Below are 25,725 nucleotides of genomic sequence, written 5' to 3'. Positions count from 1 at the left end.
TTATGTGGGCAGGATTGCAGGGAAAGAAGGAAGAACAAATGAGGAACCATCATATCGACCTTTGCGGACAGATTGATTTCACACGTACGGATGCCATGCCTCTGCTGGCACGGGACGCGCATTTCAGCTTTGCGTGCAATGGCTGTGGCGATTGCTGCCGGGGGCGGGAGGATATCGTGCTGTCGGGCTTTGATCTCTGGCGCATTGCGGCCCGGCTGCGTCTGCCACCGCTAATAGTGGCGCGGGGGTTCTGCCGGGCAAGCATCGGCACAGTGAGCCATCTGCCGGTGCTGCGGCTGGCCCCGGTGAAAGAAAACCGAAACAATTGTCCTTTCCTCACCGGGAATCACTGCGCCATCCATGATGCTGAGCCGCTGGTGTGTGCACTTTACCCGCTGGCGCAGGAGATCAGCAGGGAAGGGGAGGTGAGTTATTTTCTGCAGCCTACTGCCTGCGGCGGACGGGTGATCGAAGCGAAGGTGGAGGATTACCTGTCCCGCTATGATGTTCCCGCCCGGGAGCAGACGGACGTGCGCTGGGCACTGGGCTGTATGGAGCTGGAAGATGTAGTGGAACAGGCCGAGATGCTGCTCAGCCCGGTGCTGGTACGGCGGATGCAGGCGAAACTCTGGCAGGCGCTGTACTTTAACTACGATTACGCACAGCTGTTTCTGCCGCAGTTGGAGCGCAATCTCGATTGGCTGAATGGCGAAATTATAAAATTGACGGAATATCAGAAAAAGCAAAATAACAAATCAAAATAATCGATAGATATATTTGATGCAATCGATAATAAAGGCCGTTTTTGAACAAAAGTGAGTTGTTTTACCGCGAAATGTGTGTTATACTTCACGAGTGTAAAGCGAGACTGTACAAGTCCCGCATACAAGACTATGCTTTCTGGCGCGGCACCTGTAGGCCGCGTAAGCAAAGAGATAGAGGAGATAGATCATTATGCGTAAAATCACTCGTCGTTCGTTTCTGGCAGCAGCCGCTGCCTGCGGTGCTGCAGCTGCTCTGACTGCCTGCGGCGGTTCTTCTGCATCTTCTGCAGCTGCTTCTTCTGCCGCCCCTGCATCTTCTGCAGCAACCTCTGCTGCAGCTGACGGCCAGAAGTTCACCATTGGTATCTGCCAGCTGGTGCAGCATGCCGCTCTGGATGCCGCCACTCAGGGTTTTGAAGATGCTTTGACTGCGTCCTTCGGTGAGAATGTTACTTTCGATTTCCAGAACGCACAGGGCGATTCTGCAACCTGCGCTACCATCACCAACGGCTTTGTTTCTGCTGGTGTGGATCTGATCATGGCAAACGCCACTCCTGCCCTGCAGGCTGCACAGTCTGCCACCAACACTATCCCGGTGCTGGGCACCTCTGTTACCGAGTACGGTGTGGCTTTGGGCCTGACCGATTTCGACGGCGTTGTGGGCGGCAATATCTCCGGCACTTCCGATCTGGCCCCGCTGGATCAGCAGGCTGAGATGATCGTGGAGTGGATGCCTGAAGCCAAGAAGGTTGGCCTGCTGTACTGCTCTGCTGAGGCCAACAGCCAGTATCAGGTGGACGAGGTTCAGAAGTATCTGGAGGAAAAGGGTGTCACCGTTACTCAGTACGCTTTCTCTGATTCCAACGACCTGTCCTCTGTCTGCCAGAAGGCTGCGGACGAGAACGATGCTCTGTACGTTCCTACCGATAATACGGTCGCTGCCAACACCGGCATCGTGGACGGTATCTGCCGCCCGGCAAAGAAGCCTGTGTTCGCAGGCGAAGAGGGCATCTGCGCCGGCTGCGGTGTGGCCACCCTTTCCATCAGCTACTACGATCTGGGCTACACCACCGGTGAGATGGCAGTCAAGATCCTGAATGGCGAGGCTGATATTTCTTCTATGCCCATCGAGTACACCGATGTAACCAAGAAGTACAACAAGGCCATCTGCGACGATCTGGGCCTGACCGTTCCCGATGGCTACGAGGAAATCGAAGGCTAAAGTATTTCGGAAAACAAAATAGAAAATCAGCGGAGAAGGGCTGAGAACGCTCTTCTCCGCTTTCCCGTATTCAAACGGGCGAATAAAAAAGTGTATCAGAATCAGGAGGAATTGTTTTGGACGTTATTGCAAGATTGGCAAATCTGCCGGGCGCTTTGCCGGGTGCCTGCGCACAGGGCCTTATCTGGGGCATCATGGCCATTGGCGTGTATCTGACCTACCGCATTTTGGATGTGGCTGACCTGACCGTGGATGGTTCCTTTGGCACCGGCGGCGCAGTGTGCGTCATGTGCCTGCTGTCCGGCCAGAATGTCTGGGTCTCGCTGTTCATGGCGCTGTTGGCAGGCTTGCTGGCAGGCTTTGTCACCGGCATCCTGCACACTTTTATGGGAATCCCGGCTATCCTTGCCGGTATCCTGACCCAGCTTTCGCTGTATTCCATCAACCTCAAAATCATGGGCAAGGCCAATCAGGCTATCAATGTGGATAAGTACAGTCTGCTGATCTCCCTGCGCTGGGTCAAGGAATTTGCACTCCATAACCCCATTATCATGGTCATCATCGTTACCGCTGCGCTCATCGGTATCCTGTACTGGTTCTTTGGCACCGAGCTGGGCTGCGCCATCCGTGCTACCGGCTCCAACCCCGCAATGTCCCGGGCGCAGGGCATCAACACCAACTTCAATATTGTGATGGGTCTGGCGGTCTCCAATGGTCTTGTGGCTCTGTCCGGTGCGTTGCTGAGCCAGTATCAGGGCTTTGCAGATGTCGGCATGGGCCGTGGCGCCATCGTCATTGGTCTGGCTGCGGTTATCATCGGCGAGGCACTGTTCAGCCGCATCTTCCACAACTTTGCACTCAAGATGGCTGCCGTTTCTCTGGGTGCCATCATCTACTACATTGTGATCCAGCTGGTGCTGACGCTGGGCTTTGATGCAAACCTGCTCAAGCTGCTGAGCGCCTCCGTGGTGGCAATTTTCCTTGCCGTGCCGTACTGGAAGGGCAAGTACTTCTCGAAGCCGGTGAAGAAGGCAAAGGAGGATGCAAAAAATGCTTGAGATCCAGAACGTTTCCAAGACCTTTAACGCTGGCACGGTCAACCAGAAAACTGCCCTGAACGGCCTGAACCTGAAGCTGAATGAGGGCGATTTTGTCACTGTGATCGGCGGCAATGGTGCGGGCAAATCTACGATGCTCAATGCTGTTGCCGGTGTGTGGCCGGTGGATGAGGGCAAGATCATCATTGATGGTGTGGATGTCACCCGCCTGAGCGAGCATCAGCGCGCAGCCTATATCGGCCGTGTATTTCAGGATCCCATGACCGGCACCGCCGCCACCATGCAGATCGAAGAAAACCTTGCGCTGGCAGCCCGCCGTGGCAAGCCACGTACCCTGCGCATCGGCATCACAAAGGCCGAGCGTGAGCAGTACCGTGAGCTGCTCAAGACCCTTGATCTGGGCCTTGAAAATCGTCTGACCGCCCGTGTAGGCCTGCTTTCCGGCGGTCAGCGTCAGGCACTGACCCTGCTGATGGCTACCATGAACAAGCCCAAGCTGCTGCTGCTGGACGAGCACACGGCGGCATTGGACCCCAAGACGGCATTAAAGGTGCTGACCTTGTCAGCCAAGATCGTGGAGGAAAACCACCTGACCACCATGATGATCACCCATAACATGAAGGATGCCATCAAGTATGGCAACCGCCTCATCATGATGCACGAGGGCCACATCATCTATGACGTGGCCGGTGAGGAAAAGAAGAATCTGCATGTTTCTGACCTGCTGGCCAAATTCCAGATCGCCAGCGGCGGTGAGTTTGCAAACGACCGCATGATCCTGTCCTAATAAAAATTTCGTTGCCCGCAAAAATCAAAGGACGCCTGCCCTCGGGAAAAACCGAGGACAGGCGTCCTTTTTTCAAATACGGGAAGCACGTTGAGAGGCTTCATAGGTAACCGCCCAGTGAAAGCACGCCCACAGAAAGACAAGAGGCTGTTGCACAAGGATAGTGAACCGCTCCCTGTCAAGTAGACAGACGAAAAAACAAAATGTTTTCTCCAGAATTTCAGAGATGAGATATACAACGGCAACTTTTTCATTGCAAAATGCTTGTTGGGGGACACCAAAACCCGTGAACTGCATCCGCCGGATGCAGGCTGATGTACCGAAAAAACTGGTATAACAAACAAATTTCAACCGAATGATTTGGATAAAATGCGGCTGTTTGGAATTTCTATTTTATTGTTGAACTATTAGTGGTAATATTAATCTATTATAATTGGGTTCGACAAAGTGTATGAGGAGAACTATTATGGGATCACTAACGCATGTATGTGTGTGGTCTTCTAAGGGCTGGACTCATATCGCACCTGAAGAAGTCGCCCGTAGCCATCCGGGAGAATCGGTATCTGCACGCAGTGGGCTTTTTATGTGTGAATTGTGCGGACAATATGCAAAGTCGTATGCAGTTCAGAAGATTTTGAATGTCTGATAAGACAATAGAACTCTATATTATGTAAAGTGTACAGGAGAGTGTGCTCGATGACTGAACAGGAAAAACTCCACCACGCAAAACACTATATTGACAGCCTTGCCAATGGGTTGAATCCACTGGATGGAACACCGATTCCAGAACAGGACATCGTGAATAACGTAAAGATTTCTCGATGCCTGTTCTTTGTATCCGATGTCCTGAGAAAACAGCTTGATGGTCATGAACCTAAAAAGGTGTCCGAGAAGGATAAGAAACTGTTTTACATTACGGAAGAAGAAAAGCTGCAATATGTACCGTCAAAAACACCGATACCTGCCAGTGGAATCAGCTATAAAGTAAATGAGATTCTGGACAAAAAGAAAATGCGGAAGGTATCTTATCGAACCATCACCACGTGGCTGGTAAAAGTTGGACTTATGGAGGAGGAAGATATTTCAGATGGAAAATGTCGCAAGGTTCCAACTGCCAGTGGTATTGCGATGGGAATCACTACTGAAATCCGTACAGGAGTACATGGAGAATATCCGTGCGTTGTCTACGATGAGAATGCACAGGAATTCGTGATAGACAATCTGAATGCAATCATGAATCCAACGGATGATTGAAAAGTCCCCAGTCTATACTGATTCTAGTCGGTTTAGACTGGGGATTGCGTATCAAATCATCTGAAAATGCTTCAAAGCCTCCACAATCGCATCCTCTTTCTCCTTCGGACACTTGGGCTGCTTCGCATTTTCATTTTTCGCTTTATGGTAATTCTCTCGCTCAATAATGCCGTACTTCTGCTTCACCTGTGCGATATAGAGATTGGAGGCCTTCAACTGATGATGCTCCCATACATAATCCCGAATCTCATTGTAAGTCGCCTTGCTTTCCGCAGCAGTCACATCCAGTTCATCCATGCTGACGTCCACTTCGATGTGCCGCTCGACATTGAGTTTGGTCAAAAGGAGAACCGCTTCGCAATGGCTTGAGGGTTGCGTTTGTTACATCGTTTTGGTATAACAACTCACAACCTCGCAATGGCTCGATACCTGCGAAATGATGTCATAATCATACATTTTGGGGATTCGTTCTCGGAAACAAAGTAATGCGGATTTGGGGATGGGGCAGGGGAGGAGGAGAAAAGTGGCTCGTTCTGGGGAACAGAGCAACCATTTTATTATAAAATAATATACTGCAAACGCTTTGTGATTGCAATGAATATCTATCAATTGTCCATCAGATAAGCATATTTGCGAATTTGTATCCGGAGCAGCTGCTCTATGCGCTGCCGAATTTCTGGAGCATAGTATGGAACCAGTTGCTCCAATTCATTATGTACATCTTTTATCGTAAAGTTGAAATGCAACTGTATGCCGTATAACTCTTCTGCGGCATCTAACTGTTCATCAAAGCTAAGGCTAAAAGGTTTTGCTTCGATTTTCTTCAAACAAGCATCCAAAGGTAACTCTAACGGATAATCGTTACTTGTATCCGCAAATAAGCAAAGTCCTTGATCGAAAAGCGGACTTAAAGCATATTCCTGTATTTTATCGTTATAGAGGACGGCGATGTTGTTTGTATGCCGATCTTCATTCAAAAAGAAAGCATCAATTTCGAGCATAGCGGTTAGATATGCGCCGAAGTTTGTTAGACCGGTGATGCGCTCAACCTCACCCACAAGGAATGGAATCCGTTCGGACGAACCATCAAGTTCTGATAGTTTGATGGCGAGGCTCTCACCTGTGAATTGACGATATAGTTTCTCAAGAGGAATCAACATCTGATCTTCTTTCAAAAAATCTGTGCTGGTGCATCCAGTATAAAGGGTATTGTTATACTCTATTTGAACCGGATGGTATAGAACAAAAGAATGTTGTATAGTGCTTTTCTGCAAAAGATGGGATACCAAAACCTCGGATAAACCTTCATATCCCATAGCAACGGTGTACAAAGGGAACATAATAAAAAACTTAATAATGGACTGCCAATCTTACACAAAGTACCGCCCAAACGAGACTACGGGCGGTATTTTTGTATCATGGCGGAGAAAGGAGGAACTTCCCACGGGGGCTTGACTGAAAAGTTGAGCCTCTTTTTTCATGCCAAAAAACAGGAGGTAAATGCTTATGGCAGATGATAAAACCACAAAAACGCCGGAACAGCCGGTAACGGATAGCGGGCCGGGCAAGGAAACGCCTCCCGCTCCCCCAAAAGAGCCGGAGAAGGTTTCCGTTTCTCCGGAGCCGGAAAAAAAGACGGAACCGGAGGTAAAGAACCCGCAGGTTTCCGTCTATAACTTCGCTGAAATTATGAAGGAAAAGAAGGTCGAGGAACGGGCGGCAGCTCCCAGCGGGGAAAAGCCTGCCCCGGCAAAAACGGAAAAACCGGAAAAGCAGCCGGAGGCTCCGAAGAAAGCGGAGGAAAAACACAAAGAGCCGGAACAGCCGAAGCGCCGGGGCCGTCCCCCGAAAGCAGATAAGGACAAGGCCGCAACCCCGAAGCCCGAAGCTCCCGCACAGAAACCGGAAAATGCGGTCAAAAAGGAACCGGAGAAAAAAACGGCGCCAACGGTACAGGCCGCTCCCGCTCCGAAGGAACCCGAAAAACCGAAGGATGCACCACGCCGGGGCAAGGAACAGATCGTCTATATCAAGCTGAACGAGCTTCACGCCTTCAAGAACCATCCCTTTGAGGTTCGGGATGATGAAGAAATGCGGGCTATGGTGTCCAGCGTCAAGGACAAGGGCGTGACCCAGCCCGCTATCGTCCGTCCCCGTGAGGATGGCGGCTATGAGATCGTGTCCGGCCACCGCCGCCAGAAGGCCAGCGAGCTTGCCGGATATGCGGATATGCCCTGTATTGTTCGCAATCTGACGGACGATGAAGCCATCACGCAGATGGTCGAGGACAATCTCAACCAGCGTGAAGAAATCCTCCCCAGTGAGCGGGCCAAAGCCTTGAAAATGCAGCTTGAGGCCATCAAGCACCAGGGCTCCCGCACTTCGGGCCAGATTGACCCGAAGGACGCAGGAAAACGCTCCAACGAAATTGTAGCCGAGCGCAATAAGATGGCGGTCAAGCAGGTGCAGCGGTATATCCGTCTCAATGAGCTGGTTCCAGACCTGATGAAGCTGATGGATGAAAAAAAGCTGGGTTTTACTACGGCGGTGGAGCTTTCCTATATCGGCAAGAAGAACCAGAACTATATCGCCGTCGCCATTGACAGCCAGCAGTCCTCGCCTTCACAGGCGCAGGCAAAGCGTATGCGTGAGTTGGACGAAAAGAAGCTGCTCAACGGGGATGTGATCGACGGCATTATGATGGAGGACAAAAAGGAGGTAGACAAAGTGATTTTGACAGGTGCGGAACTGAGCAAGTATTTCGGCAAGGAAACTACGCCGAGGGAAATGAAGGACCAGATCATCAAGCTGCTGGACGACTGGAAGGGCCAGCAGAGGGAACACGAAAAGCCGGAGAAGAAAAACGAACAGGAAAAGTAAGCCGAAACTTCGGGTCAACGTGGCCCGAGGATTGCTGGGCTCTGCCCCGCGCCCCGAAGCTCTGGAGATATAAATTATTCCCCGTCGCCAGTTATTCCGTAGCATAGCCGGGAAAATCAGTCAAGGGCAGCGCCGCCGCAGGCGGTGCCAGAGGCACCCTTGACGGATTTCTCCCGGTTATGCTTTTTCCCGATCAAGCGACGGGGATATAAATTCTCCAGAGCCGTTCCCCTTCCCGGGGGAAGGGGCGGAGGGGTTAGGCGATACCTTGCTTTTCCCTAAACCAAAACAGAAATGGAGGTTCAACCAATGAAACGACCTTTAGCATACCTGACCGCCGCATGGAGCGGTGAGCCGGATGTTGATATGGAGCTGGCGGCCCACTACTGCCGCCTTGCTTATGAGGCGGGCTTTTCCCCGATCTGCCCGCTCTTGTATCTGCCGCTGTTTTTGAATGACAGCGTTCCCGAGGAACATAAGGCCGGGATCGATATGCGCCGGGATATGCTGCGGCGCTCCCACACCCTGATCGTCTGCGGCAGCGCTGTGGACGAGGATGTGAAAAACGATATTGCGGTTGCCGGACGGCTGGGCATTGCGGCGACAACGCTGGAAGGGGTGCTTGCCGTGAAGGGACACGGCACCCCGGGCCATGCCGGACGTTAAGCTGGGGAGCCTTTTCGACGGGATTGGTGTGTTCCCTCTGGCGGCTTCCCGTTGCGGTATCCGTCCGGTATGGGCCAGCGAGATTGAAAAAGCACCCATCTCCATAACCAAAAGGCACTTTCCCGACATGGTGCATTTGGGGGATATTACGAAGGTGGACGGCGGGAAAATCCCGCCGGTCCATGTGATAACCTTCGGCTCTCCCTGTCAGAACCTTTCTCTGATCGGCAACCGCTCCGGCCTTGCCGGGGCAAAATCAAGCCTGTTCTATCAGGCGTTTCGTATCATACAGGAAATGAGGGATGCTACTGATAACCTATATCCAGCTATCGCTGTTTGGGAAAACGTCATGGGAGCGTTTTCTACAAATGACCGGATGGACTTTAGAGCCGTCCTATCCGCCTTCTCGGACACCGAAGTTCCAATGCCTCCTTCGGGAAGATGGGGAAACGCCGGAATGGTGCGAGGGGGAACGCCTGATGTGTGCTGGCGGCTCATGGACGCCCAGTATTGGGCAGGCTCCCGAAGGCTGGCACGAAGGCAGCGGATTTTCGTCGTGGCGGATTTTGGAGGCAGACGTGCCGCAGACATACTATTTAAGCCCCGTCCAATGCTCCCACTTCCTCCGCCTTGCGGAGAGGGCGGGCGGGCCGCCGCCGAAGGAAATCGAACAGCTTCTTTTGAAACAGGGCGGCAGATACCAGTCATCCACCCCTTTCAGTGCTTCCGTATGCGGGGAGCGGCAAAAAGGCAGGAAGAAACGGCCTTCCGAAACAGCTTCGGATTACCAACTGACCCTTTTCCCACTCTTTTAGCCAGTGATGTAACGCCCTTTGCCTTCTGGTATGAGGGCGACCCGGAGGGCGGCTGTATCCGTTTTCTGACGGAAACAGAAAGTGAACGGCTGATGGGGCTGCCGGAGGGCTGGACAAAGTACGGGGCGGACGGCATGGAGATCCGGCCTCTGCAACGCTACAAGGCGCTGGGAAATGCGATTGCCCTCCCTTGCGCCGATTACATTATGGCCGGGATCTATGAGGTGCTGGCTGACCGGGCCGGAAAGGAGGAATGAGCCCATGTTTGAAGCCTATATAACCAACACCGCCCTGTACCCCTTGATGGGGATTGAGGTAGGGACAACGGTACATTTCCCCATGACGACACAGGAGTTGCAGGCCGCCCTTGCCAAAATCGGGATAGATGGGAAACGGTACAGCGAAGTGTTCTTTACCAGCTTTGACAGCGATGTGCTGGGGCTCTACGATCATCTCTACGAATGTGAGAACATCGACGAGCTGAACGAGCTGGGCCACGCCCTGCTGGAAGTACGGGATAAGGGCGGACTGGAAACCTTTGAAGCCGCTCTTGTCTTGGGAAACTACACAAGGAGCGTGAAGGATTTGATAAACCTGACGCAGAACCTTGACCTGTACCGCTTTTACCCGGATATTTCCGATGATGAAGGGCTGGGCCGTCTTTACGCCGACGAGCTTGGGACTATCGACATACCGGAGCACATTCAGAACTACTTCGATTATGAGGCATACGGGCGGGATGTGCGTATCAACGAAGGCGGCGTATTCGCTCCCGGTGGGTATGTGTCGGCAGTCCCGGAGGGCTTCAAGGAGTATTACCACGGATCGCAGGACATCCCGCCGGAACACCGGATATTTGCCTATCCCGAAAAGGCCGAGCCTGTCCACTCCATTCTCGCTGCACTCAAACGGTTTCAAGAAGCCCCGCCCGCTCCGAAAAAGGACAAGGCGGGGCCTTCCCATGAAGAACGGTAAGACTTCGGGCCAGCATGGCCCGAAGCATGAAGGAGGTGCATACCATCAACTATTACCCTATCAATGAAGGAGCCGCCCGCCGGGCAAAAGAAATGAACAGCTTTTCCGACTACAAGGAAGGGAGCGCAACGGCGGAATACCGGGCAATGGTGGACAAGGCCGCTGCCATAGCGGAAAAGCAGAAATCCCGGGTGGACCCCATGTACCATGAGAAGATCGACCATCTGTTAGACACCTACGCCCGCAAGCTGGCCGAAAACATGAACCAAGGCTTTGCCATTGACGCGAGGGTTCCCTCTGTGCTGATCGCCGGGCCTTCCAATTTCCCGGTGGGAAAGAAGGATAAACAGAACCGGGCGCGGGACAGCAACATGGAGGAATGGCGGCATATTCAAGGGCTGCTGGATAAGATACGCAGCACCGGCATGGGCGGGATCAGCGCCGATGACCCGGCAGCGATTGAAAAGCTCCAGAAGAAGCTGGACGGGCTGGAACGCTCCCAGCTCATTATGAAGGAGGTCAACGCCTATTACCGCAAGCATGGCAAGCTGGACGGCTGTGCGCTGCTGTCGCCGGACCAGATTGAAAAGCTGAAAGCAAGCATGGCGTCAAGTTGGCGAAGCGACCCGAGGCCCTTTGAAAGTTACCAGCTAACCAACAACAATGCGGAGATCCGCCGGGTAAAGGCCCGTATCGAACAGCTTTCCAAACAGGCACAGCAGGAATTTTCCGGCTGGGAGTTCGATGGGGGTCGTGTGGAAATGAACCGGGAGGACAACCGCTTGCAGGTGTTCTTTGACGGAAAGCCTGACGCGGACACCCGGGCCGAGCTGAAAAGCAGCGGCTTTCGTTGGGCTCCCAGCGTGGGCGCATGGCAGAGGCAGCTCACGGACAACGCCATCCGGGCGGCTGACCGTCTGGAATGTATCAAGCCGCTGTCCGGCGAAAAGCCCTCCCAACTTCAAAAGAAGCCCTCTATCTTGCAGACCATGCGGGAACAGGACGAAAAAGTCCAGACGGAGCCGGAAAAGAAAGCTCCGTCCGGCAGAGATGCCGAGCGGTAAGCCTCGGGCCACATTGGCCCGAGGTTTTCTGTTCCCCGAGATTGTACGGGGGCCTCCCGGATAGCGGGAACCCCGACGGAAAGGAGGTTTTATGCAGGAAGAAGTAAACCAAAAAACGGTTGCCCTTTCGATCAGGACAACGAAACTCACGGGAAAAGTGCTGGCTGCCGCTCTTGGCAAGGTGGTTCGGGCGCTGCAAAAGCACCACCAGAAGGCGCTGACCCCGCAGGGACGCCAGAGCGTGAAAAAGCTGATGAACCACTATGGCGGCAAAAGTGCCATGCCCTATGTGGGAGCTCCAAAGGATTTTGACCGGATCGCGAAGGAGTTCCATGTGGACTACGCTTTCCATAAAGTGAGCCCCGGTCATTACCTGCTGTTTTTCAAAGCCAATCAGGCGGACGCTATCACGGCGGCCTTCCAGAAGTACAGCGCAAAGGTGCTGAACAAAGAGCAGGACAAGGCTTCCATCTTCGGCCAGCTTCGGAAATTCACGGAGCAGATCAGGACACAGGCAAAGGAAAAGCAGCGAACCAGAGAGGCGGTGAAGGACGGACGTTGAGTGACAAGATCAGAAAATATGTGCTCCCAAACCTGCCGTACCTCTTTGTGTTCTGGTTCTTCTCCAAAATCGGGACGGCCTACCGGATCGCCCCCGGCACAGACTTCGGGACAAAGCTCATGGGGATGCTCGATACCTTCCCCAAAGCCTGTGAAACCTACTGGCCGGGGCTGGGAGGTATTGACCTCCTGGTGGGCCTTGCCGGTGCGGCTGGGGTGTATCTGCTGATACAGTCAAAGATCAGGCAGGCGAAAAAATTCCGGCGGGATGCGGAGTACGGCACCGCCCGCTTTGGAACAAAGGAGGATATAAAGCCGTTTGTTGACCCTAAATTTCAGAACAATGTCATTCTGACCGGGACGGAGTTCCTTACCATGAACACCCGCCCGAAGATTCCCGCCAATGCCCGGAACCTAAACGCCTGTGTCATCGGCTCGTCCGGCTCGGGAAAGACAAGGTTCTGGCTGACCCCGCAGCTCCTTCAAGCCCATTCCTCGTATGTGGTGGTAGACCCGAAGGGCGGCACCCTCGACCAGTGCGGGCGGTTTCTGCAACGGGAGAAATACAGGGTGCGGGTGTTCAACAGTATCGACTTTTCAAAATCCATGCACTACAATCCGCTGGCCTATATCAAGACGGAAAGCGATGTTTTGAAATTCGTTACCGCTCTGATCGCCAACACCAAAGGCGACGGCAAGGAGGGCGACGAGTTCTGGACCAAAGCCGAAACCCTCTTATACTGCGCCCTTGTGGCCTACATCGTCTTTGAGGGGCCGGAAGAAGAACGCAACATGAATACGCTGGTGGAAATGATAAACAGCATGGAAGTCCGGGAGGATGACGAAACCTTCAAAAATGCGGTGGACTATATGTTTGACGGGCTGGAACGCCGCAGCCCCCAGCACTTCGCCGTGAGGCAGTATAAGAAATACAAGCTCGCCAGCGGCAAGACAGCCAAAAGCATTTTGATTTCCTGCGGTGCAAGGCTGGCTCCCTTTGACATTCCACAGCTCCGGGAGATCATGTCCTATGACGAGCTGGAACTGGATAAGCTGGGGGATGAAAAATCGGCTCTGTTCTTCCTTATCAGCGACACGGACACCACCTACAACTTTTTGGTTGCCCTTGCTTTCTCGCAGATGTTCAATCTTCTGTGTGAACGGGCTGACAACACCTATGGCGGGCGTCTGCCCTACCATGTGCGGGTGCTGTGGGACGAGGCTGCCAACACCGGGCAGGTGCCGGGGCTGGAAAAGATCGTGGCCGTCATTCGCTCCCGGGAGATCAGCCTGACGCTCTTTTATCAGGCTATGAGCCAGTGCAAGGCATTGTACAAAGACCATTCCGAAACCATCATGGGAAACATGGACAGCATCGTGTTCCTCGGAGGCCGGGAGGCTTCCACCCTAAAGGATATTTCGGAAAACTGGCTGGGCAAGGCCACCATCTCCATGCAGACCGAGGGCCGAAGCCGGGGACAGTCTGAAAGTTACAGCCAGAATATGCAGCGGCTTGGCCGGGAACTGATGACCACCAGCGAGATCACCACCATGCCCGGGGATAAATGTATCTTGCAGCTTCGGGGGCTCCCGCCCTTCCTGTCCCCGAAGTATGACTTGAAAAAGCACCCGAATTACAAGTACACAGCCGAATTTGATAAAAAGAAAAACGCCTTCCGCTTGGAAAGCCTGTTCCGCCACCGGCCATTGAGACTAAAGCCGGAGGACGAATACACGGTGTACGAAGTGGACGGCTCCGACACGGACGAAGAAGCTGACCTGTTGAATTTCGATGATCTGGACAGCGACGAGTTTGTGTAACTTCGGGCCATGATGACCCGAAGCGCCGCCGATGTGGGCGGCTTTTTTTGTACCCAAAACCATCAAACAAACAAAATGGAGGAACGTATATGGAATTTTTCAATCAGGCAATCGACATTCTTAAAATTCTGGTCATGGCTCTTGGCGCTGGTCTGGCGGTATGGGGCGTCATCAACCTTCTGGAAGGTTACGGGTCGGACAACCCTGCGGCAAATGCTCATGTACGGTAGAGAAGCACAAAGCAAAACAAGGATAGCCAGCCCTGCCACTATTCCGAAGTCAGGGGAACGCAATAGAAAAATTCATAGCTGTATGCTATACTTAATTAGCATTTGAACATATCAAGCTGACACAGCAATCTCTTTACTTGCCGTTAATGCGCGTCTACCAATAGTCCGCACAAAGCAAGAGTAGCGTAAAGGTATAATAATTTCAAACTTCTTTGTAACGAAATTCCGATTTCTCCGTCTAACCTATGAAGCTGAAGGAGGTGATGACAAGTATGGACTATGAAAAGCTCTATAAAGCCTACTATTTACAGGTATACTCGTATACTATTTCTCTTGCCAAAAATCGTGAGATAGCAGAGGAAATCACGCAGAACACATTCTATAAGGCTGTTTCTACAACATCACAATTCAAAGGTAAGTCAGATGAATTGACATGGCTCTGCTCCATAGCAAAAAACCTTTACCATGATGAAATGCGAAGCCGTCAGCGAGTAGCTGATGTGAGTGAAATCAATGACTTGCCATCAAATGAAAATGTTGAGAACTCAGTTGCAGATTCTGACATGGCGTTCCGCATACACCTCGTTCTTCACCGTTTGGAAGAACCATACAAAGAAGTCTTTCAGCTTCGCGTATTCGGGGAACTATCTTTTTCACAAATCGCTGCAATTTTTGGAAAAACAGAATCATGGGCGAGAGTTACTTATCATCGTGCAAAGCTAAAAATTCAAGAAAGGATGGATGAAAAGCATGAGTAAACAATGCGATATTGTTCGAGATATTCTTCCGCTGTATGTTGACGGTGCTTGCAGCGAAGCAAGCGCAGAGATGGTAAAAGAGCATTTGAACGCCTGTGCTGACTGTAACGCAATTTATCAAAAATTGCTTTCTCACACGAGCGAAGATGTTCTTCACGAAGAAAGCGAAAGCGTTATTATGCGCCATGAGGCAAAAGAAAAGCAGAGAGGCAGAAAAAAGATAACGATTGCTGTTCTCGTTTCCATCGCTCTTTGTATCATTGCAATTTTTACAGCTCTCTTTCTGTTACCTATAAACATTGCTTATGAGCCTGTCAAAATCGACTTCCCATTTGAGGTTGAAGATGTCGAAAACGTTGAAATGTACCACTATGACGGAGTGCCTGCATCAGCAGAAAAGAAAGTAGTTGTTGCTGAAAATGATATAAAGACCCTGTATGATAAGTTCAAGGGCTTATCCCTAAAAGACAAAACGACTGAGGAAACTGCCGGAGCAGATGTGACCAGCTTTAGATTTAACCTCTCAGATGGAACAAGCTACGATTTGATTTACGCCTGCTATGGGGTTAAAAACGGCGAATTGAAGTCAGCAGCAGGCGGTTTTAAGTATTTCACAAGTGCGGATATCGGCTCTTATTGGAACAATTTGAATACGGAACTTGAGGCAATTCCTATCAATGAGAGTGAATTGCCGTGAGCAGATAGCAAACCCAGCCGAGCCTGTCAACGGTCAAGATGAACGGCGCAAATGCGCCGCCGTTGACAGCCCCGCCCGTCTTTGCTGTTCGGTAATCAAGAGGGCGACAGCACAAGATGCTGCCGCCCTCTGCCATTATTCAGAAAGGGGGATTTTCCATGACCGAACACGAAAAGTATCAAGAACATATCCGGCATACACACGATGCCTTTTGCAAGACTGTTATTCGCCACGCTGCCATAGACGCAGCCCGGAGCATACGGAGCCGCCGCAAGCGGGAAATCTCGCTTGAATATCTGATAGAAGAAAAACACTATCCATTCAGTACCACAGATAAATACTTTGCGGAGCAATCCGGCATGACCAGCTATCCGCTTTTCGTCTGTGGTCAGATGGTGCTTTTGGAAAGTCCAGAGCTTGCCGCAGCCCTGTCCGCACTATCACAGATGGAACAGGAAATCATTTTCTTGTACTACTTCCAACGATTGACGCATAGGGAGATTGGACGGAGATATGGACGGGCTGGCAACACAACCGGGCGGCGTATTCAGATGATTTTACGGCGGCTACGGGCAGAGTTGGAGGGTTTGTCCTATGAGCCAGCTACTTCCCTATGAGACAATCGTTAAGGCAAGCGAGGGCGACCCGGAAGCTGTTGCCGCCGTCCTATCCCATTATGCGGGATATGTCCGCTCTTGTGCGAAAATGGACGGACAGATTAACACGGATATGCAGGAGCATATCGTCAGGCAACTGATAGAAAGCCTGTTGAAGTTCCGCTTTGACCGCTAAACAGAAAAGTTGTATAATTAGAGCCTGACAAATTAAACTTCAATGAGGGTAGAGCAAATGGAACAGATTATCAATTATAGAGACATACCCACAGATAAAAGGATTGACATATTAAATGCTCTTGAGCGAATAGGTTTTTTTCCGGCATACGGCGGCGTGAGAACAATGCAGCAAATTATGGAAAAGTCAGTTCCAGGTTCAGGCCCACAATTCTATTTCGTTTTCCGTGAAAATGAGTTGATAGGGTACAATTTTCTCATTGGGGACACTAAGAAATATAAAGCGTTCCCATGGCTTGCTATTAGCAATATGGATGAGCAGAAGTTGACTGTTTGTGAAGAACTGATGAAAATACAAATTGCCTTTTTTGAAGAACTCGGAATGCAAAAGATAGCAGATCATTGCGTTAGGATTATGGAAGATTACAGAAAAGGAATTGGAAAGCGGAAAGAAAGCGATTGCAGATAAATTCCATTTGAAAAACGGCTGACAATTTAATACCGCCGCCCATCACAGCGGCAGATAAGCAGTAAATCTTGAAAAGGTTTACTGCTTTTTTTGCGCCCATTTTCAAAAATCTTTGGCAAACCACACCGCCGGATTGTTGTAGGGAGCAGACAGGAAAAACAAAAAAATTTCCGCTGCGTTTGCCAAAACGACCCCTTTTCACCGTTGTAGTGGTGAACAGCGGGCAGAACACGCCGCCGCAATCGCTATATTGGTGGAGCAAGCCAGTATATCCGCAAACCAGAGCCGCCGAGGAAAGCGGTAGTTTTTTAGAGCGAGGAAAGCGGTAGTTTTTTAGAGCGAGGAAAGCGGTAGTTTTTTAGAGCAAGATTCTACCGCAGTACCAAAATTCGCTTTTCGCTCATTTTGCCCCTGCGGGAATCTTGTTGGGGAGTGCCTTCCCCAAACCCTGCTTATGCGGCTTGCGCCGCTTAAAAATCCCTCAAAATATTTTTTCGGATTTTTCAAAAACAGTTCCGCTTCACACCCCGTTTTTCTCCTATTAGTGAGAGGACACCACGCACAGAAAGGAGGTTTTACCATGCGAAAACGATACAACACGCCGCACCGCAGCCGGGTAGTCAAGACACGCATGACCGAGGAAGAATACGCCGAGTTTGCAGAAAGGCTTTCTGCCTACAACATGAGCCAAGCCGAGTTTATCCGGCAAGCCATAACCGGGGCAGCCATACGCCCCATCATAACCGTTTCTCCCGTCAATGATGAGCTGCTTGCCGCTGTTGGGAAGCTGACCGCCGAATACGGCAGGATCGGCGGCAACTTAAACCAGATAGCCCGGACGCTGAACGAGTGGCACAGCCCCTACCCGCAGCTTGCCGGGGAGGTACGGGCGGCGTTTTCCGACCTTGCTGCCCTAAAGTTTGAAGTCTTGCAGAAAGTGGGTGACGCTGTTGGCAACATTCAAACATATCAGCTCTAAAAATGCTGACTATGGCGCAGCGGAAGCCTATCTCACATTTGAGCATGACGAGTTTACCATGAAGCCCACCCTTGATGAAAACGGGCGGCTGATACCGAGGGAGGATTACCGCATTTCTTCCCTCAACTGCGGGGGCGAGGATTTCGCCGTTTCCTGTATGCGAGCCAATCTCCACTATGAGAAAAACCAAAAACGGGAAGATGTGAAAAGCCACCACTATATCATCAGCTTTGACCCACGGGACGGGACAGACAACGGCTTGACCGTAGACCGGGCGCAGGAGCTGGGCGAGCAGTTCTGTAAAGAGCATTTTCCCGGACACCAAGCCTTAGTCTGCACCCACCCGGACGGGCATAACCACAGCGGCAATATCCATGTGCATATCGTCATCAACTCCCTGCGGATTTATGAAGTCCCGCTTCTGCCCTACATGGACAGACCAGCCGACACACGGGAGGGCTGCAAGCACCGCTGCACCAATGCCGCTATGGAATATTTCAAGAGTGAAGTCATGGAGATGTGCCACCGGGAGGGGCTTTACCAAATCGACCTTTTGAACGGCAGCAAGGAACGGATAACGGAACGGGAATACTGGGCGGCAAAGAAAGGGCAGCTTGCCCTTGATAAAGAGAACGCTGCCAGAGAAGCCGCAGGACAGCCGACCAAGCCCACCAAGTTTGAAACGGACAAGGCGAAGCTGCGCCGGACGATACGGCAGGCACTTTCCCAAGCTACCAGCTTTGACGAATTTTCTTCCCTTTTGCTGCGGGAGGGTGTGACCGTCAAGGAGAGCCGGGGGCGGCTTTCCTACCTCACGCCGGACAGGACAAAGCCTATCACAGCCCGGAAGCTGGGGGACGATTTTGACAAGGCTGCTGTCCTTGCCCTGCTCACGCAGAACGCCCACAGAGCCGCCGAACAGAGCAAAGCCATACCCGAATACCCTGCCGCAGTTAAAAAGCTGTCACAAGGGGAAAAAACCACAAAAACCACCCCGGCAGACAACACCTTGCAGCGCATGGTTGACCGGGAAGCAAAGCGAGCCGAGGGCAAGGGCGTGGGCTATGACCGTTGGGCGGCAAAGCACAATCTAAAGCAAATGGCGGCTACCGTTACCGCCTATCAGCAGTACGGCTTTTCTTCCCCGGAGGAACTGGACGAAGTCTGTTTTGCCGCTTATACCACCATGCAGGAAAGCCTTGCAGAGCTGAAGCAGGTGGAAAAGACGCTGAACGGAAAAAAGGAGCTGCAACGGCAGGTGCTTGCCTATTCCAAGACCCGCCCTGTCCGGGACGGGCTGAAACAGCAGAAAAACGCCAAAGCAAAAGCAGCCTACCGTCAGAAGCACGAAAGCGACTTTATTATAGCAGACGCAGCCGCCCGCTATTTCAGGGAGAACGGCATTTCCAAGCTGCCGAGCCATAAAGCCCTGCAAGCAGAGATTGAAACCCTTATCAAAGAGAAAAACAGCGGCTACAACGATTACCGGGCAAAACGGGAGGAATACCGCCGCTTACAGACTGTCAAGGGCAATATCGACCAGATTTTACGCCGGGAACGCAAGCCTGTGAAAAGGCAGGAACAGGATCGATAAAAACCACCCCAAAATGTACCCGAACCCATACCGAACAAGGGGGCTGCCCCGTACCCTATCCGCAATACCAAAGGATTTTTTAACGGGCTTACAGGGCAGAAAAACCCCGAAAATGATACCGAGATGATACAGAATTACCGCCGATACCGTCACACCAGCGGAAACGGCAGAAAGGAGCGCACCCATGCCAAGAATGAGCAAGAAACGGCGGCTGGAATGGTCTTTTTTCCTGCGGCAAGTGAAAGTCGGGAATACCACCTGCGACCGTATCACATACAACGACCTCTGTCGGGGCTGTACCCATAGCTGCAAGCAGAGCTTCCGGGCGGTTATCATACTCTGCCCCCGCTACTACTCCAAACGCCGGAAAAAGGAGGACAGGGACAATGGCAGATAACCGCAAATATTACTACCTCAAGCTGAAAGAGAACTTTTTTGACAGCGACTCCATTGTGCTGCTGGAAGATATGAAAGACGGGATTTTATACTCCAATATCCTCTTGAAGCTGTACTTAAAATCGCTGAAAAACGGCGGGAAATTGCAGCTTGACGAGCATATCCCCTACACAGCGCAGATGATAGCGACACTGACCCGCCACCAGATAGGGACGGTTGAAAGGGCTTTAGAGATTTTCCGGCAGTTGGGGCTTGTGGAGCAGCTTGACAGCGGGGCTTTCTATATGACCGACATTGAGCTGATGATAGGACAGTCCTCTACCGAAGCCGAGAGGAAACGGGCTGCAAGGCTGGAAAACAAGGCACTTTTACCGCCCCGGACAAAAGGCGGACATTTGTCCGACATTCGTCCACCAGAGATAGAGTTAGAGAAAGAGATAGAGATAGAAAAAGAGAGAGAGGGAGAAAAGGGACACCCCGCCCCCGCCGCTTATGGCAGATACAACAATGTGATACTGACCGATACAGAGCTTTCCGGGCTGAAAACAGAGCTGCCCGACAAGTGGGAGTATTATATTGACCGGCTTTCCTGCCATATCGCTTCCACCGGGAAGCAGTACCACAGCCATGCAGCCACCATTTACAAGTGGGCGCAGGAGGACGTTGCCAAAGGCAAGGCTGCCCCGAAACAGGGCATACCCGATTACTCATGCAAGGAGGGCGAGAGCTTATGAAAAACGAGATTGAAGCTATGATTACGGACATTACAACCACTACCGCCGAAGCGGAGGACTACACAGGCGAGGACGGGCTTTTATACTGTGGCAAGTGCCATACGCCAAAAGAAGCCTACTTTTCAAAAGAAACTGCCCAATGGTTAGGGTATGACCGCCACCCAACAGACTGCGACTGTCAGCGAGCAGCCCGTGAAAAGCAGCAAGCCGCCGAAAGCCGACAGAAGCACCTTGAAAAAGTGGAGGACTTGAAACGCCGGGGCTTTACCGACCCTGCTATGCGGAACTGGACATTTGAGCATGACAACGGCAGAAACCCACAGACCGAAACCGCCCGCTTTTATGTGGAGAGCTGGGAAACCATGCAGGCTGAAAATATCGGCTACCTGTTTTGAGGCGGCGTGGGGACAGGAAAAAGCTACCTTGCCGCCTGTATCGCCAACGCCCTTATGGAAAAAGAGGTTGCCGTTCGCATGACAAACTTTGCAACGATACTGGGTGACCTTGCCGCCAGCTTTGAGGGCAGGAACGAATATATTTCCCGCCTTTGCAGCTATCCCCTGCTGATACTTGATGATTTCGGTATGGAGCGAGGGACAGAATACGGGCTGGAACAGGTTTACAGCGTGATTGACAGCCGTTACCGAAGCGGCAAGCCGCTGATCGCCACGACCAACCTCACGCTGGAGGAATTGCAGCACCCGCAGGACACGCCCCACGCCCGTATCTATGACAGGCTGACTTCCATGTGCGCCCCCGTTCGCTTCACGGGCAGCAACTTCCGAAAGGAAACCGCACAGGAAAAGCTGGAACGCTTAAAGCAACTGATGAAGCAGCGAAAGGAGAGCCTATGACAGAAACCAAACAGACAAGCACCACCAAAACAGACCGCCGCCCGGACTGTGTAACGGAAATCCGCATGGGCAACTCCGTCCTTACCGTTTCCGGCTTCTTCAAGCAGGGCGCAACCGATACCGCAGCAGACAAGATGATGAAAGTGCTGGAAGCGGAAGCTGCTACACAAAAAACGGCGATTTGACCGACCATAAAGAAGCAGATTTGACGCTTTTGCCGCTATACAGACAGCCGCCCCATGTGGTACAATCAAGGTACGGAATAGTGGGGCTGGCTGTCGGAAACGGAGGATTTTATGTTAAGACAGACCAACCAACAACCAATTACCGCCCTTTACCCAAGACTTTCCCATGAGGACGAGCTGCAAGGCGAAAGCAATTCCATTTCCAATCAGAAGCGTATCCTTGAAACCTATGCAAAGCAGAACGGCTTTTCCAATCTGCGCTGGTACACGGACGACGGTTATTCTGGTGCGAACTTTCAAAGACCCGGTTTTCAAGCCATGCTTGCAGACATTGAAGCCGGAAAAGTCGGGACAGTTATCGTAAAGGATATGTCGAGGTTAGGGCGAAACTACCTACAAGTGGGAATGTACACAGAAATGATTTTCCCACAGAAAGGTGTCCGCTTCATCGCTATCAATGATGGAGTGGACAGTGCACAGGGCGACAATGATTTTGCCCCTTTGCGGAACATTTTCAACGAATGGCTGGTGAGAGATACGAGCAAGAAAATTAAAGCTGTAAAACGGTCAAAAGGCATGAGTGGCAAGCCTGTTACGAGCAAACCCGTGTACGGCTACCTCATGGACGAGGACGAAAACTTCATCATTGACGAGGAAGCCGCACCCGTAGTCAAGCAGATATACCGTCTGTGCCTTGCCGGGAACGGTCCGACCAAGATAGCCCGTATGCTGACCGAGCAGGAAATCCCAACGCCGGGAACGCTGGAATACCGCAGGACGGGCAGCACACGCCGCTATCACCCCGGCTATGAGTGCAAATGGGCGACAAATACCGTGGTGCATATCCTTGAAAACCGGGAGTACATGGGCTGTCTGGTGAACTTCAAGACGGAGAAACCGTCCTACAAGACCAAACACAGCGTAGAAAATCCCATTGAGAAACAGGCGATTTTCGAGAACCACCATGAGCCTATCATTGACACCCAGACATGGGAGCGCGTGCAGGAATTACGCAAACAGCGCAAGCGTCCGAACCGCTATGATGAAGTGGGCTTATTTTCCGGTATGCTCTTTTGCGCGGACTGCGGCAGCGTCATGTATCAGCAGCGTTACCAGACCGATAAGCGAAAACAGGACTGCTATATCTGTGGGAATTACAAGAAGCGTACCCATGACTGCACCGCGCATTTTATCCGCACTGACCTTTTGACTGCGGGCGTTCTCTCCAATCTGCGGAAAGTGACGAGCTATGCGGCAAAGCATGAAGCCCGGTTTATGAAGCTGCTGATCGAGCAGAACGAGGACGGCGGCAAACGCCGGAACGCCGCTAAGAAAAAGGAACTGGAAGCCGCTGAAAAGCGTATCGGTGAGCTTTCCGCTATTTTCAAGCGGCTGTATGAGGACAGCGTGACCGGGCGCATATCAGACGAGCGTTTCACAGAACTGTCGGCAGACTATGAAGCAGAGCAACGGGAGCTGAAAGAAAGAGCCGCTGCTATCCAAGCGGAGCTTTCCAAAGCACAGGAAGCCACCGTGAACGCAGAAAAGTTTATGAATGTTGTCCGGCGGCATACCAGCTTTGAAGAACTTACCCCCACTCTGCTGCGGGAGTTTGTAGAGAAAATCGTTGTGCATGAGTGCAGCTATGACGAGAACAAGACCCGCAGACAGGACATTGAGATTTATTATTCTTTTGTTGGCAAGGTGGACTTGCCCGAATAACCGCCCGACCTATCCGACACAAGAGCTAAGTGCCGGATAGGAACGGCAAAATTTTTTACACTTCTATTACTTCTTTATCACACATAAGCAAAAAGCCAGGGCATTAAGCAGCTCATGGCGGGCGGCGGTGTCGTTCTGATCGGCCTTCAGCTTATCCCTCTGCTGTCCGGGCTGTTCAGCTAAATGTCACCCGTTGTCCCTTTTTCCAGAAAAGGAGCTGATGTATGGACTTTATCATCGACGCAATCGTTGAATGGCTGAAAGGTCTGCTCGTCGATGGTATCATGGGAAATCTGGACGGCCTTTTCGATAACGTCAATCAGAGCGTTGGCGAAATCGCCACACAGGTAGGCACGACCCCGGCGGACTGGAACGCCGGGGTCTTTTCCATGATACGACAGATCTCCGAAACTGCCATTCTGCCAATCGCCGGGGTCATCCTCACTTTTGTTATGACCTATGAACTGATACAGATGCTCATAGAACGCAACAACCTACATGAAGTTGACACATGGATGTTTTTTAAGTGGGTGTTCAAAACCTTTGTGGCTGTGATGATCCTGACGAATACCTTCAATATCGTGCTGGCGGTCTTTGATGTGAGCCAGCATGTGATACAGCAGTCAGCGGGCATTATCCAGAATGGGACAGAGATCACGCCGGATGTGCTGGACAGTCTGCGGACAGAACTTGAAGCGATGGAGTTAGGCCCTCTGTTCGGACTCTGGCTACAATCCTTCCTGATCCAGCTTACCATGATTGCCTTAAACATCGTGATCTTCGTCATCGTATATGGCCGTATGATTGAAATTTATTTACTCACAAGTTTAGCGCCTATCCCGTTTGCCACCGTCCCCAACAGGGAAATCGGACACATGGGGCAGAACTATTTCCGCTCCCTCTTTGCGGTGGGCTTTCAAGGTCTATTGATCTTAGTCTGTGTCGCCATCTATGCGGTGCTGATCCAGAGTATCGCCGCCGACGGCGACCCCATCGGGGCGATCTGGGGATGCGTGGGATATACGGTGTTGCTGTGTTTTACCTTATTCAAAACAGGCAGTCTTGCAAAATCCATCTTCGGCTGCCATTAAGAGACTTCGGGCCATGCTGACCCGAAGCGGAAAGGAGGCGGTATGCCCCGGCGTTACAAACAGGGTGCGGACGGACAGCCGCACCCGGCTTTCTACGGAAAGTTCCCCGAAGAATTTTCTAAAGCAGACACCATGCGCTTTATGGTGGAAACCGATCTGAAACTGTCCGGGTGCGTATCGGCGGACACGCTGGCGGCACTCCGGGCGGAAGGCTATGCCTACAAGGACGGGAACCTTGTTCCCGCCGGAAAGGAGGAAACCATGCAGGAAAAGGTTGCAAACACCACCCCGGCCGCACCGTTGAAGCTGGATGTAAGCGTGCGGGTCATCGAACCTATGAAAAATCTGATGGGCTTTGCCAGCGTGAAATTCAATGACTGCTTTGTGGTGGAAAATCTGAAAATCGTACAGGGCAGCAAGGGCCTCTTTCTTGGGATGCCCAGCCAGCCGGACGGCAAAGGCGGCTACCGGGATATGGCCTACCCTGTCACAAAGGAGTTCCGAGAACAGCTCAACACCGCTGTTCTGCAAGCCTATGAGGCAAAGCTGGAACAGATGGCGGAGCGCGGCTCTGTGGGGCGTGCGTCCATCAGCGACCAGCTCAAAGCCGGAAAAGCGGCTGCCGAACAGGCAAAGGCAGAGCGGCCTCCGAAGGAAAAGCCCAGCCGCAGTGCAGAGCGTTGACCTCGGGCCATGCTGGCACGAAGCAGAAAGGAGGCGGGAACCATGCCACGCAAACGGACGGGCTATGACGCGGCCTGCTATTACGACGGAAAACTGCTGGGCCGCTGTACCAAAGCGGACAGCGACGCCTATACCCTGTTGATGAACGCCTGCGGCGGGGAGGCTGCCCGTGTTCTTCGGGAATATGCCTATTTTTCCCCAGAACTGAAAGCCATCTTGGAAAAGGCGGCGCTCATGCAGGCGGACCGGAGCCGGACGGGCGGAATGTTCCATGCGCCGAAAAGCTCCCCGTGGGGCGAGGTGCAGAATTGTGAAACCCTCTGTCCGGGGGCGTTTCTGGTATCTACCGCCAGCCACGGCGGAACGATGGTGGCAAACGAGGTAGCCGCTGTTCTCTCCCCAGCGGCCAAAAAATGCGGCTTCAAGGACAAGGGCTATATCTGCTATGAGGAGGACGCACAGGAAAGCGTAGTGCTCCGGGAGCTGCTGGACAAAAAGCTGTGGAAAATCCCTGACCGCATTAAGGACAAAGGACAGTTTGAAGAAAAACTCAATCAGTCCATCCGGCAGTATCACCCCGAATACTGGCGGGCAAGGCAGAGCGGACGAGAGGCCGCCGAAGCTGCCCGCAGCACAGCCCCGGCCAAAGAGGCCGCAAGATAACCTCGGGTCAT

General features: G+C 52.0%; 28 protein-coding genes and 3 pseudogenes. 29 read left to right on the top strand and 2 right to left on the bottom strand.

Going from position 1 to position 25,725, the window contains the following annotated elements; genetic code table 11:
• Positions 1–38 precede the first annotated feature (38 nt).
• From MTP37_RS08500 to MTP37_RS08480, 5 genes are all read left to right on the top strand, one after another.
• Complete coding sequence (locus MTP37_RS08500; RefSeq protein ID WP_249236881.1) at positions 39–764, top strand: YkgJ family cysteine cluster protein; 726 nt, start codon at positions 39–41, stop codon at positions 762–764.
• Between the two features lie 190 nt (positions 765–954).
• Complete coding sequence (locus tag MTP37_RS08495) at positions 955–1,986, top strand: ABC transporter substrate-binding protein (protein ID WP_249236880.1); 1,032 nt, start codon at positions 955–957, stop codon at positions 1,984–1,986.
• A gap of 116 nt (positions 1,987–2,102) precedes the next feature.
• Positions 2,103–3,044, top strand: a complete 942-nt coding sequence (locus tag MTP37_RS08490; protein ID WP_249236878.1) for an ABC transporter permease — start codon at positions 2,103–2,105, stop codon at positions 3,042–3,044.
• Positions 3,037–3,831, top strand: a complete 795-nt coding sequence (locus MTP37_RS08485; protein WP_249236877.1) for an ABC transporter ATP-binding protein — start codon at positions 3,037–3,039, stop codon at positions 3,829–3,831. Before MTP37_RS08490 ends, MTP37_RS08485 begins: the two co-directional genes overlap by 8 nt.
• A 696-nt stretch (positions 3,832–4,527) precedes the next feature.
• Complete coding sequence (locus MTP37_RS08480; protein ID WP_249236876.1) at positions 4,528–5,085, top strand: hypothetical protein; 558 nt, start codon at positions 4,528–4,530, stop codon at positions 5,083–5,085.
• 51 nt (positions 5,086–5,136) lie between these two features.
• On the opposite strand, the gene MTP37_RS08475 is transcribed toward MTP37_RS08480, so the two are convergent.
• Together MTP37_RS08475 and MTP37_RS08470 are read right to left on the bottom strand one after the other, a co-directional pair.
• Positions 5,137–5,427: a 23S rRNA methyltransferase gene (locus tag MTP37_RS08475; protein ID WP_316543758.1), complete on the bottom strand. Its 291-nt coding sequence runs from the start codon at positions 5,425–5,427 to the stop codon at positions 5,137–5,139.
• Positions 5,428–5,690: 263 nt separating this feature from the next.
• A complete protein-coding gene (locus MTP37_RS08470; RefSeq protein ID WP_249236875.1) occupies positions 5,691–6,260 on the bottom strand; it encodes a hypothetical protein in 570 nt (189 codons plus the stop codon).
• 325 nt (positions 6,261–6,585) lie between these two features.
• Between MTP37_RS08470 and MTP37_RS08465 the strand changes: the two genes are divergently transcribed.
• The 24 genes and pseudogenes from MTP37_RS08465 (at position 6,586) to MTP37_RS08350 (ending at position 25,714) form a co-directional block, all read left to right on the top strand.
• Positions 6,586–7,965 carry a ParB/RepB/Spo0J family partition protein gene (locus MTP37_RS08465; RefSeq protein ID WP_249236874.1) on the top strand — a complete coding sequence of 460 codons (1,380 nt, stop codon included), beginning with the start codon at positions 6,586–6,588 and terminating at the stop codon, positions 7,963–7,965.
• Positions 7,966–8,274: 309 nt separating this feature from the next.
• Positions 8,275–8,631, top strand: a complete 357-nt coding sequence (locus MTP37_RS08460; protein WP_249236873.1) for a DUF7768 domain-containing protein — start codon at positions 8,275–8,277, stop codon at positions 8,629–8,631.
• A complete protein-coding gene (locus tag MTP37_RS08455; RefSeq protein WP_249236872.1) occupies positions 8,618–9,703 on the top strand; it encodes a DNA cytosine methyltransferase in 1,086 nt (361 codons plus the stop codon). The genes MTP37_RS08460 and MTP37_RS08455 overlap by 14 nt, the downstream gene beginning before the upstream one ends.
• Before the next feature lie 4 nt (positions 9,704–9,707).
• Positions 9,708–10,421 (top strand): antirestriction protein ArdA, encoded by a 714-nt coding sequence (locus tag MTP37_RS08450; protein WP_249236871.1) that lies wholly within the window; start codon positions 9,708–9,710, stop codon positions 10,419–10,421.
• 26 nt (positions 10,422–10,447) lie between these two features.
• Complete coding sequence (locus MTP37_RS08445) at positions 10,448–11,485, top strand: hypothetical protein (protein ID WP_249236870.1); 1,038 nt, start codon at positions 10,448–10,450, stop codon at positions 11,483–11,485.
• A 91-nt stretch (positions 11,486–11,576) separates the two neighbouring features.
• Entirely contained in the window at positions 11,577–12,047 is a 471-nt protein-coding gene (locus MTP37_RS08440; protein WP_249236868.1) for a PcfB family protein, read from the top strand.
• The gene (locus MTP37_RS08435; protein ID WP_249236867.1) at positions 12,044–13,867 is read left to right on the top strand and encodes a VirD4-like conjugal transfer protein, CD1115 family; all 1,824 of its coding nucleotides are present in this window, start codon (positions 12,044–12,046) and stop codon (positions 13,865–13,867) included. The genes MTP37_RS08440 and MTP37_RS08435 overlap by 4 nt, the downstream gene beginning before the upstream one ends.
• An 89-nt stretch (positions 13,868–13,956) precedes the next feature.
• Positions 13,957–14,085 (top strand): annotated as a pseudogene (locus MTP37_RS08430) (Maff2 family mobile element protein); the annotation flags it as partial.
• 257 nt (positions 14,086–14,342) lie between these two features.
• On the top strand, positions 14,343–14,855 hold the full coding sequence (locus MTP37_RS08425) for an RNA polymerase sigma factor (RefSeq protein WP_003533443.1): 513 nt from the start codon (positions 14,343–14,345) through the stop codon (positions 14,853–14,855).
• Positions 14,848–15,552 carry a zf-HC2 domain-containing protein gene (locus tag MTP37_RS08420; protein ID WP_005946129.1) on the top strand — a complete coding sequence of 235 codons (705 nt, stop codon included), beginning with the start codon at positions 14,848–14,850 and terminating at the stop codon, positions 15,550–15,552. The genes MTP37_RS08425 and MTP37_RS08420 overlap by 8 nt, the downstream gene beginning before the upstream one ends.
• Positions 15,553–15,710: 158 nt before the next feature.
• Positions 15,711–16,169 carry an RNA polymerase sigma factor gene (locus MTP37_RS08415; protein WP_023921375.1) on the top strand — a complete coding sequence of 153 codons (459 nt, stop codon included), beginning with the start codon at positions 15,711–15,713 and terminating at the stop codon, positions 16,167–16,169.
• The gene (locus MTP37_RS08410; RefSeq protein ID WP_005921293.1) at positions 16,147–16,344 is read left to right on the top strand and encodes a helix-turn-helix domain-containing protein; all 198 of its coding nucleotides are present in this window, start codon (positions 16,147–16,149) and stop codon (positions 16,342–16,344) included. The genes MTP37_RS08415 and MTP37_RS08410 overlap by 23 nt, the downstream gene beginning before the upstream one ends.
• A gap of 42 nt (positions 16,345–16,386) precedes the next feature.
• The gene (locus MTP37_RS08405) at positions 16,387–16,812 is read left to right on the top strand and encodes a hypothetical protein (RefSeq protein ID WP_005921288.1); all 426 of its coding nucleotides are present in this window, start codon (positions 16,387–16,389) and stop codon (positions 16,810–16,812) included.
• A gap of 580 nt (positions 16,813–17,392) precedes the next feature.
• Positions 17,393–17,791, top strand: a complete 399-nt coding sequence (locus MTP37_RS08400; RefSeq protein ID WP_249236866.1) for a plasmid mobilization protein — start codon at positions 17,393–17,395, stop codon at positions 17,789–17,791.
• Positions 17,763–19,385 (top strand): relaxase/mobilization nuclease domain-containing protein, encoded by a 1,623-nt coding sequence (locus MTP37_RS08395; RefSeq protein ID WP_249236865.1) that lies wholly within the window; start codon positions 17,763–17,765, stop codon positions 19,383–19,385. The genes MTP37_RS08400 and MTP37_RS08395 overlap by 29 nt, the downstream gene beginning before the upstream one ends.
• A gap of 184 nt (positions 19,386–19,569) precedes the next feature.
• Positions 19,570–19,782, top strand: a complete 213-nt coding sequence (locus MTP37_RS08390) for a hypothetical protein (RefSeq protein WP_005927784.1) — start codon at positions 19,570–19,572, stop codon at positions 19,780–19,782.
• Entirely contained in the window at positions 19,772–20,515 is a 744-nt protein-coding gene (locus tag MTP37_RS08385) for a phage replisome organizer N-terminal domain-containing protein (RefSeq protein ID WP_249236864.1), read from the top strand. Before MTP37_RS08390 ends, MTP37_RS08385 begins: the two co-directional genes overlap by 11 nt.
• Positions 20,512–21,369, top strand: a pseudogene (locus MTP37_RS08380) (ATP-binding protein). Before MTP37_RS08385 ends, MTP37_RS08380 begins: the two are co-directional and overlap by 4 nt.
• Positions 21,366–21,554 (top strand): transposon-encoded TnpW family protein, encoded by a 189-nt coding sequence (locus MTP37_RS08375; protein WP_002569233.1) that lies wholly within the window; start codon positions 21,366–21,368, stop codon positions 21,552–21,554. Before MTP37_RS08380 ends, MTP37_RS08375 begins: the two are co-directional and overlap by 4 nt.
• 111 nt (positions 21,555–21,665) lie before the next feature.
• The gene (locus MTP37_RS08370; RefSeq protein ID WP_249236863.1) at positions 21,666–23,276 is read left to right on the top strand and encodes a recombinase family protein; all 1,611 of its coding nucleotides are present in this window, start codon (positions 21,666–21,668) and stop codon (positions 23,274–23,276) included.
• Between the two features lie 87 nt (positions 23,277–23,363).
• Positions 23,364–23,459: pseudogene (locus MTP37_RS13160) on the top strand (Maff2 family mobile element protein); the annotation flags it as partial.
• A gap of 41 nt (positions 23,460–23,500) precedes the next feature.
• Entirely contained in the window at positions 23,501–24,367 is an 867-nt protein-coding gene (locus MTP37_RS08360) for a VirB6/TrbL-like conjugal transfer protein, CD1112 family (protein ID WP_003500109.1), read from the top strand.
• A 42-nt stretch (positions 24,368–24,409) separates the two neighbouring features.
• Positions 24,410–25,051 (top strand): septation protein SpoVG family protein, encoded by a 642-nt coding sequence (locus MTP37_RS08355; RefSeq protein WP_249236862.1) that lies wholly within the window; start codon positions 24,410–24,412, stop codon positions 25,049–25,051.
• Positions 25,052–25,093: 42 nt separating this feature from the next.
• Complete coding sequence (locus tag MTP37_RS08350; RefSeq protein ID WP_396344387.1) at positions 25,094–25,714, top strand: DUF7007 domain-containing protein; 621 nt, start codon at positions 25,094–25,096, stop codon at positions 25,712–25,714.
• Positions 25,715–25,725: the final 11 nt, after the last annotated feature.

Source organism: Faecalibacterium sp. HTF-F, from assembly GCF_023347535.1.
Taxonomy (GTDB): domain Bacteria; phylum Bacillota; class Clostridia; order Oscillospirales; family Ruminococcaceae; genus Faecalibacterium; species Faecalibacterium wellingii.
Note: the sequence above shows the minus strand (reverse complement) of the source record. Positions and strands in the feature narration are given on the sequence as shown.

What these genes read in the sequence shown, in the direction of transcription:
- MTP37_RS08350 (WP_396344387.1), top strand. Translation starts at nt 25,094, where the DNA reads ATGCCACGCAAACGGACGGGCTATGACGCGGCCTGCTATTACGACGGA.
- MTP37_RS08375 (WP_002569233.1), top strand. Translation starts at nt 21,366, where the DNA reads ATGACAGAAACCAAACAGACAAGCACCACCAAAACAGACCGCCGCCCG.
- MTP37_RS08450 (WP_249236871.1), top strand. Translation starts at nt 9,708, where the DNA reads ATGTTTGAAGCCTATATAACCAACACCGCCCTGTACCCCTTGATGGGG.
- MTP37_RS08405 (WP_005921288.1), top strand. Translation starts at nt 16,387, where the DNA reads ATGAGGGTAGAGCAAATGGAACAGATTATCAATTATAGAGACATACCC.
- MTP37_RS08500 (WP_249236881.1), top strand. Translation starts at nt 39, where the DNA reads ATGAGGAACCATCATATCGACCTTTGCGGACAGATTGATTTCACACGT.
- MTP37_RS08360 (WP_003500109.1), top strand. Translation starts at nt 23,501, where the DNA reads ATGGACTTTATCATCGACGCAATCGTTGAATGGCTGAAAGGTCTGCTC.
- MTP37_RS08480 (WP_249236876.1), top strand. Translation starts at nt 4,528, where the DNA reads ATGACTGAACAGGAAAAACTCCACCACGCAAAACACTATATTGACAGC.
- MTP37_RS08485 (WP_249236877.1), top strand. Translation starts at nt 3,037, where the DNA reads ATGCTTGAGATCCAGAACGTTTCCAAGACCTTTAACGCTGGCACGGTC.
- MTP37_RS08370 (WP_249236863.1), top strand. Translation starts at nt 21,666, where the DNA reads ATGTTAAGACAGACCAACCAACAACCAATTACCGCCCTTTACCCAAGA.
- MTP37_RS08495 (WP_249236880.1), top strand. Translation starts at nt 955, where the DNA reads ATGCGTAAAATCACTCGTCGTTCGTTTCTGGCAGCAGCCGCTGCCTGC.
- MTP37_RS08415 (WP_023921375.1), top strand. Translation starts at nt 15,711, where the DNA reads ATGACCGAACACGAAAAGTATCAAGAACATATCCGGCATACACACGAT.
- MTP37_RS08385 (WP_249236864.1), top strand. Translation starts at nt 19,772, where the DNA reads ATGGCAGATAACCGCAAATATTACTACCTCAAGCTGAAAGAGAACTTT.
- MTP37_RS08400 (WP_249236866.1), top strand. Translation starts at nt 17,393, where the DNA reads ATGCGAAAACGATACAACACGCCGCACCGCAGCCGGGTAGTCAAGACA.
- MTP37_RS08420 (WP_005946129.1), top strand. Translation starts at nt 14,848, where the DNA reads ATGAGTAAACAATGCGATATTGTTCGAGATATTCTTCCGCTGTATGTT.
- MTP37_RS08440 (WP_249236868.1), top strand. Translation starts at nt 11,577, where the DNA reads ATGCAGGAAGAAGTAAACCAAAAAACGGTTGCCCTTTCGATCAGGACA.
- MTP37_RS08465 (WP_249236874.1), top strand. Translation starts at nt 6,586, where the DNA reads ATGCTTATGGCAGATGATAAAACCACAAAAACGCCGGAACAGCCGGTA.
- MTP37_RS08390 (WP_005927784.1), top strand. Translation starts at nt 19,570, where the DNA reads ATGCCAAGAATGAGCAAGAAACGGCGGCTGGAATGGTCTTTTTTCCTG.
- MTP37_RS08445 (WP_249236870.1), top strand. Translation starts at nt 10,448, where the DNA reads ATGAAGGAGGTGCATACCATCAACTATTACCCTATCAATGAAGGAGCC.
- MTP37_RS08355 (WP_249236862.1), top strand. Translation starts at nt 24,410, where the DNA reads ATGCCCCGGCGTTACAAACAGGGTGCGGACGGACAGCCGCACCCGGCT.
- MTP37_RS08410 (WP_005921293.1), top strand. Translation starts at nt 16,147, where the DNA reads ATGAGCCAGCTACTTCCCTATGAGACAATCGTTAAGGCAAGCGAGGGC.
- MTP37_RS08460 (WP_249236873.1), top strand. Translation starts at nt 8,275, where the DNA reads ATGAAACGACCTTTAGCATACCTGACCGCCGCATGGAGCGGTGAGCCG.
- MTP37_RS08455 (WP_249236872.1), top strand. Translation starts at nt 8,618, where the DNA reads ATGCCGGACGTTAAGCTGGGGAGCCTTTTCGACGGGATTGGTGTGTTC.
- MTP37_RS08425 (WP_003533443.1), top strand. Translation starts at nt 14,343, where the DNA reads ATGAAGCTGAAGGAGGTGATGACAAGTATGGACTATGAAAAGCTCTAT.